At 70.4% G+C, this 4,938-nt stretch carries 4 protein-coding genes; 1 reads left to right on the top strand and 3 read right to left on the bottom strand.

Going from position 1 to position 4,938, the window contains the following annotated elements:
* Positions 1–534: 534 nt before the first annotated feature.
* The 3 genes from DN069_RS29970 to DN069_RS29980 form a co-directional block, all read right to left on the bottom strand.
* Positions 535–1,944 (bottom strand): DUF2252 domain-containing protein, encoded by a 1,410-nt coding sequence (locus tag DN069_RS29970; protein WP_111506284.1) that lies wholly within the window; start codon positions 1,942–1,944, stop codon positions 535–537.
* 279 nt (positions 1,945–2,223) lie between these two features.
* Entirely contained in the window at positions 2,224–3,447 is a 1,224-nt protein-coding gene (locus tag DN069_RS29975) for a serine hydrolase domain-containing protein (protein ID WP_111506282.1), read from the bottom strand.
* Positions 3,448–3,698: 251 nt separating this feature from the next.
* On the bottom strand, positions 3,699–4,514 hold the full coding sequence (locus tag DN069_RS29980) for a VOC family protein (RefSeq protein ID WP_111506286.1): 816 nt from the start codon (positions 4,512–4,514) through the stop codon (positions 3,699–3,701).
* A 189-nt stretch (positions 4,515–4,703) separates the two neighbouring features.
* Here DN069_RS29980 and DN069_RS40450 point away from each other — a divergent pair, with 189 nt between their 5' ends.
* On the top strand, positions 4,704–4,871 hold the full coding sequence (locus tag DN069_RS40450; protein ID WP_165845702.1) for a hypothetical protein: 168 nt from the start codon (positions 4,704–4,706) through the stop codon (positions 4,869–4,871).
* The last annotated feature ends 67 nt before the right edge of the window (positions 4,872–4,938 follow it).

A 4,938-nucleotide genomic window follows, 5' to 3' on the forward strand; every position in this document is an offset into this window, starting at 1 on the left:
GGGTAAGGGGTTCATGTCACTCGCTTTCTGTGAAGGTCGGGCGGCTCGCCTTCCGGAGCACGGCGCTCCGGCAGGTGCTGCCGTGTCAGCGGGAGGAGCGGGAGGGGTGGCAGCACGGCGGGCTGTTGCCCGGTGGTTGACGCGGTGTGGTTGCGCGCGGTCCCGGCGGAGTCCGCGAACCGGCGTGCGGCTGAGTGGTCGGTGACTGCGGGGCGCGTATCGGACCGGTGGCGCGGGTTCTGGTCGCGGACACGGTCGGGCTCCCAGTGGGGTGGGGTGGTTTCGGCAGCGACACAGAAGTGCTGACGCACCGTCCGGTATGCCACTCAGATTGAAGCCTGTGGAAATCCTGGGCATAGACACGGGACGAGGCCGGAACCTGAAATGGCGGGAACATGCCACGTGGCGCTCCGGGCGTGCTCCGGCCCTTCGGTTGCTGGCTGAGCCCCCGCCGCAGGGCTGGGTATCAAGGTCGCACTCAGGAAGTGGCGCGCCGCCCGCCGGACGACGCCCTCGGACTGATGCGTCCTGGTGTCACAGGTCGTGCCTGGCCGGCACGCGTTCGGAGCGGATCGCGTCGAGCAGGGCCTGGTGGTCGCGTTCGTTCTGGTCGGCGTAGAGCGGGGCGAAGCGGGCCAGCGCGTGGTCGAAGGCCCGGCCGCGTCCGAGGTAGGCGGCGATCGCGATCCTGTCGCCGGACCGGGCGTGGGCGCGGGCGAGGGTCCAACCGCAGAGCCGGGCGAACTCGGTCAGGTCCTTCGGCGTCCACAGCGACGGTTGGGGGATGCCCTTCCAGTCGCGGAGCTGGCGGACGTAGAAGTCGCGGCGCCGCTCGTCCAGGCCGAGGGCCTGCTGCCAGCCGAGGAAGATGTCGCTCGCGGCCTGCATGAGCCGCTGGCCTGCGACGACCCGCTCTCCCTGGGTGGGGAAGAGGCAGGGCTGGGTGAACGGTTCCAGGACGGAATGCTGGGCTTCCTTGGCCTGGAGGAAGAGCGGGTCCTGGTCGTCGCGTCCGAGCAGCAGGACGATCCAGCACCGGGTGCCGACGCTGCCGACGCCGACGACCTTGTGGGCCATGTCCACGATCCGGTACTGCCGCAGCAGGTGACGTGTGTCGTTCGGCAGGGTCTGGCCGTAGCGGTCGAGCAGCTCGCGGATCGCCGCCTGCAACGCCGCGCGGTCCTCGTCGGGGGCGAACTCGGCCAGCGGGGTGATCAGGGGCGGTGCGGAGGTGATCCGGCGGTGGCCGTCCACGACCTCGGTGAGCTTCTCGAAGGCCTGTCGGCTGTCCCGGGTGCGGGCCTTGGCCAGGCCGGCGGTGAGCCGCTTGCGGGCGCTCTTGGCGAGCCGGTCGGCGACGGCGGCCTGCAACTGGTAGGCGTCGGCCCTGGCGTACCAGACGTCCAGTTCCCCCATCCCGGCGAAGGATCGCATCGCCTCCCGGTAGGAGCGTGCGCAGGAGTGCACCGCGGCCTGGCTCTCGTTGTCGTCCCAGCCGTTCTCGCGGCCGGCGATCACCAGGCTCGCCGCGAGCCGCTTCACGTCCCATTCCCACGGCCCGGGGTGCGTCTCGTCGAAGTCGTTGATGTCGAAGAGCAGATTGCGCTCCGGCGATCCCAGCAGCCGGAAGTTGAGCAGATGCGCGTCACCGCAGAGCTGCACCGTCAGTCCGGTGGTGGGTGTCGCGTGCAGATCGGTCGCCATGATCGCCGCCGCCCCGCGGTAGAAGCGGAACGGCGACTCGCTCATCCGCCCGTAGCGGACCGGGACCAGCTCCGGAACCCGCCGGGCCGACTGCTCCTCCAGCACGGTGATCGGATCGGGCCGGTCCGGCCCGGGGGCGAACTCGCCGTGCGCGGAGCGGGGGACCCGTGACCGCAGAGCCCGGCCGCGCTCGGCCCGCTCCTTCGGGTCGGTCCCGGTGATGACACTTTCGGTTGTCATGACGGCCTCCACGCGACGGTGGTCGCTCGCGCCCATGCTTTCAGGATCGACCGAAGGCCCGGCGCCCGCACACCAGGAACGCCACGGGCGCGCGGCGTATCGGCGTCGCCAAAGGCAGGCGGTGCGGGGTGCGCGCCCGAGCCGCAGGAGCCCGGACCGGCTCCCGCGCCGCGCTGGACCTCGGCGGCGCGCCCCCGCTCGGGATGTGGGCGGAGCTGGAACTTGTCGAGTCGCCGATCCGGTCGCGTTCCTGATCGACCGCGCCGACGACGGGCCGCATCAGATCAGCGGCTGGTTCGGCACCAGCAGGTGGGAGAGGTCCTTGGCGATGTTGTTGCTCAGGTTCTGGACGCTCTGGTCGGTGGTCGGCGAGTAGGTGACGGACACGGCGATCGACAGGTCCTTGGACGGCAGGTAGGCCATGATCGCGGCGTAGCCGGAGAACGAGGGGTTCGAGACGACCCAGCCGTTCACCACCAGCACCGAGATCCCGAAGTGGACGGCCTCCGTCTGCGGCATGCAGACCGTCGCCGGGCACTTCTTCGTCGGGGTGCCCAGTCCGACGGTGCCGGGGTTGAGCAGGGTCTTGTAGCTCTTGTGGCTGATGGTCTGCCCGGAGCCGATGCCGGCGCCCGCGCGGGCGAGGTCGCAGATGTTCATGTTGATGACCGCGCCCGCGGCCGTTGTCCAGGACGGGTTCCAGAACGTCGATTCCTCGTACTTGCCCCGCTCGGAGGTGAAGGCGTGCAGCACCGGCGACGGCATGTCAGGGGTGTAGCTGTTCGAGGTCGCCCGCAGGCCGAGGGGGCGGTAGATGCGCTGCTCCAGCAGGTGGTCCAGCCGGGTGTGCGTGATCCGTTCCAACGCCTCGCCCAGCAGCAGGAAGTTGGCGTGGGAGTAGCTGAAGTTCGTGCCGGGCTTGTAGAGCAGGTCGTGCAGGTGGGCGTAGGAGAGGATCTCCGCGGGCGTCCAGTGCATGAACGGGTGCGACTCCAGCCGCGCCAGGAAGCCGGCGTCGGTGACGTAGTCGTGGAAGCCGGAGGTGGTGTCGGCGAGCATCCGCAGGGTGATCTCGTTCGCGTGCGGGACCTTGGGGAGCCAGCGCGAGAGGTGGTCGTCCAGGCTGACCTTCTTCTCGTCGACCAGCTGGAGCAGGATCGTGCCCATGAACGCGATGCCGACGGAGCCCGCGCGGAAGCGCATGTCGGGGCGGGCCGGCACGTCGGTCATCGAGGGACCCACGGCGCCCGTCCACAGGTCCCGGCCGTGTTCCGTCACCCGGCCCACCACCGCGCGCAGTTTCAGCTCGTGCCGGTCCCGTTCGATGACGTCGAGGATGGCGCGGGCCTGGCCGCGGGCCGGGGTCGGGGAGGAGACGCACCTGTGCCCGTGGCGTGCGGCGTCGTCGGAGGTCGCCGCCGTCGCGGCGGTGCTCGCGAGGAGCGGGGCGGAGGAGAGCACCAGAGCACCGGCGCACAGCAGTGCGGTTCGCTTACGGGTCATGCTTCACCATGTGCGCACCACGCACTGATTCGGTGCAGGACACCTCGGCATCCACTCCGACGGCGGACAACGGCGGGGCTCGCCCCTGGCGGGCGCCCTTGTCACCGGGTCCGAGGCTGGACACACCGCCTTGGGCGCAACGCACGGGGACGGAGCGTTCCGCCGGTCATGCTGCAGCCGAACCCCTTGCCGTCACCGGCAGTGCTGCCGACCGCGAGAATCGCTCCAAGCCCGGACCGTGCGCTTTCTGTTCAGGACATCTGTGGCACCTCACCGACCCTGGTGCCTGGGTCGATCACCACGAACACGGCACCCTGTTGGTCGGTGAGTTCGGCGAAGCGGCCGAAGGGGCTGTCCATCGGCCCGCCGAGGGCCTGCCCGCCCAGCTTGATCGCCCGGGCGACGGCCTGGTCGCAGTCGTCGACGGCGAAGTAGACCCGAATGCGGGCGGGAGCCTTCGTGCCGTCGCCGGCGCCGGTGGTCATCCGGCCGAGGACCCAGTTGTCCGGCGCGCCGAGGCTGAATGCCCGGTAGTCCATCCCTGGTGCCACCGGCTCGTCGCCGGTCTGCATCCGCTGCGAACCGTAGGGGAAGACCTGCGTGAGGAAGGCGTCGGCCGTGCCGGGGTCCGGTGTTGCCAGCTCTGCCCAGCAGTACGAGCCCGGCTCGCCGACCTGTTCGAATCCCTTGTGGTCCCCCGGCTGCCAGACGCCGAAGACCGCGCCGCTGGGCTCCCTGGCGATTGCCATCGAGCCGAAGGTGCCGACCTGCATGGGCTCCATCACCAGGTCACCGCCGGCCGCCTTGATCTTCTCGGCGGTGCCGGCCACGTCGGGGGAGGCGAAGTAGAGCGTCCACTGCGAGACGGGTTCCTCACCACCGGGCATCGGCGGCACGACGGCGGCCACCGCCTTCCCGTCGTGGAAGGCCTGAGTGTAGTTGCCGTACTCGCTGGCCGCGTCGCCGAACGTCCAGCCGAGTACCTCGCCGTAGAACGTCTTGGCACCCTCCACGTCCGTGAACATGGCGTCCGCCCAGCAAGGGGCGCCCTCAGGGAAATCCGTCATGATCAGCACCTGTCCTGACGTTTCGTCTGGTCCGTTTCGTTCCACCCTAGGACTGGTCGAGCGCCGGCTGCATCGCCTACGGGGTCGACGCGCCGAGCGCCGGTCGACTCGCGCCCGGCGGCTCGAGCGCCGGCCTCGTCTCCAGCAACGAGCGTCCGGGACGGTCCTGGGACCCGGGAGGCCGGGGCCGTGTCCAGCGCAGCGCCGCCCCAGCCGTTCGCCTACCTGCAAGCGCCGAACGCGTCCCTGTACGAGCGGACGCTCGGTGTCTCCGCCGAGGCTCGCGAGCGCTTCATCGTCCGTCTGCCGCCGGAGGACGAGTCCCGTCGCCCGGACGGTCGGTTGGTCAGCTTCTGAGTTGCTCGGCGGTGATGACGCCCAGGGCGAAGCCGTCGGCGTCGACGACGGCTTCGCCCTGGGCGTC

It is taken from the genome of Streptacidiphilus pinicola (assembly GCF_003258295.1).
Lineage (GTDB): Bacteria > Actinomycetota > Actinomycetes > Streptomycetales > Streptomycetaceae > Streptacidiphilus > Streptacidiphilus pinicola.

Excerpts from the sequence above, each read along its gene's own strand:
- DN069_RS29970 (WP_111506284.1), bottom strand. The coding sequence starts at position 1,944 with ATGACAACCGAAAGTGTCATCACCGGGACCGACCCGAAGGAGCGGGCC.
- DN069_RS29975 (WP_111506282.1), bottom strand. The coding sequence starts at position 3,447 with ATGACCCGTAAGCGAACCGCACTGCTGTGCGCCGGTGCTCTGGTGCTC.
- DN069_RS29980 (WP_111506286.1), bottom strand. The coding sequence starts at position 4,514 with ATGACGGATTTCCCTGAGGGCGCCCCTTGCTGGGCGGACGCCATGTTC.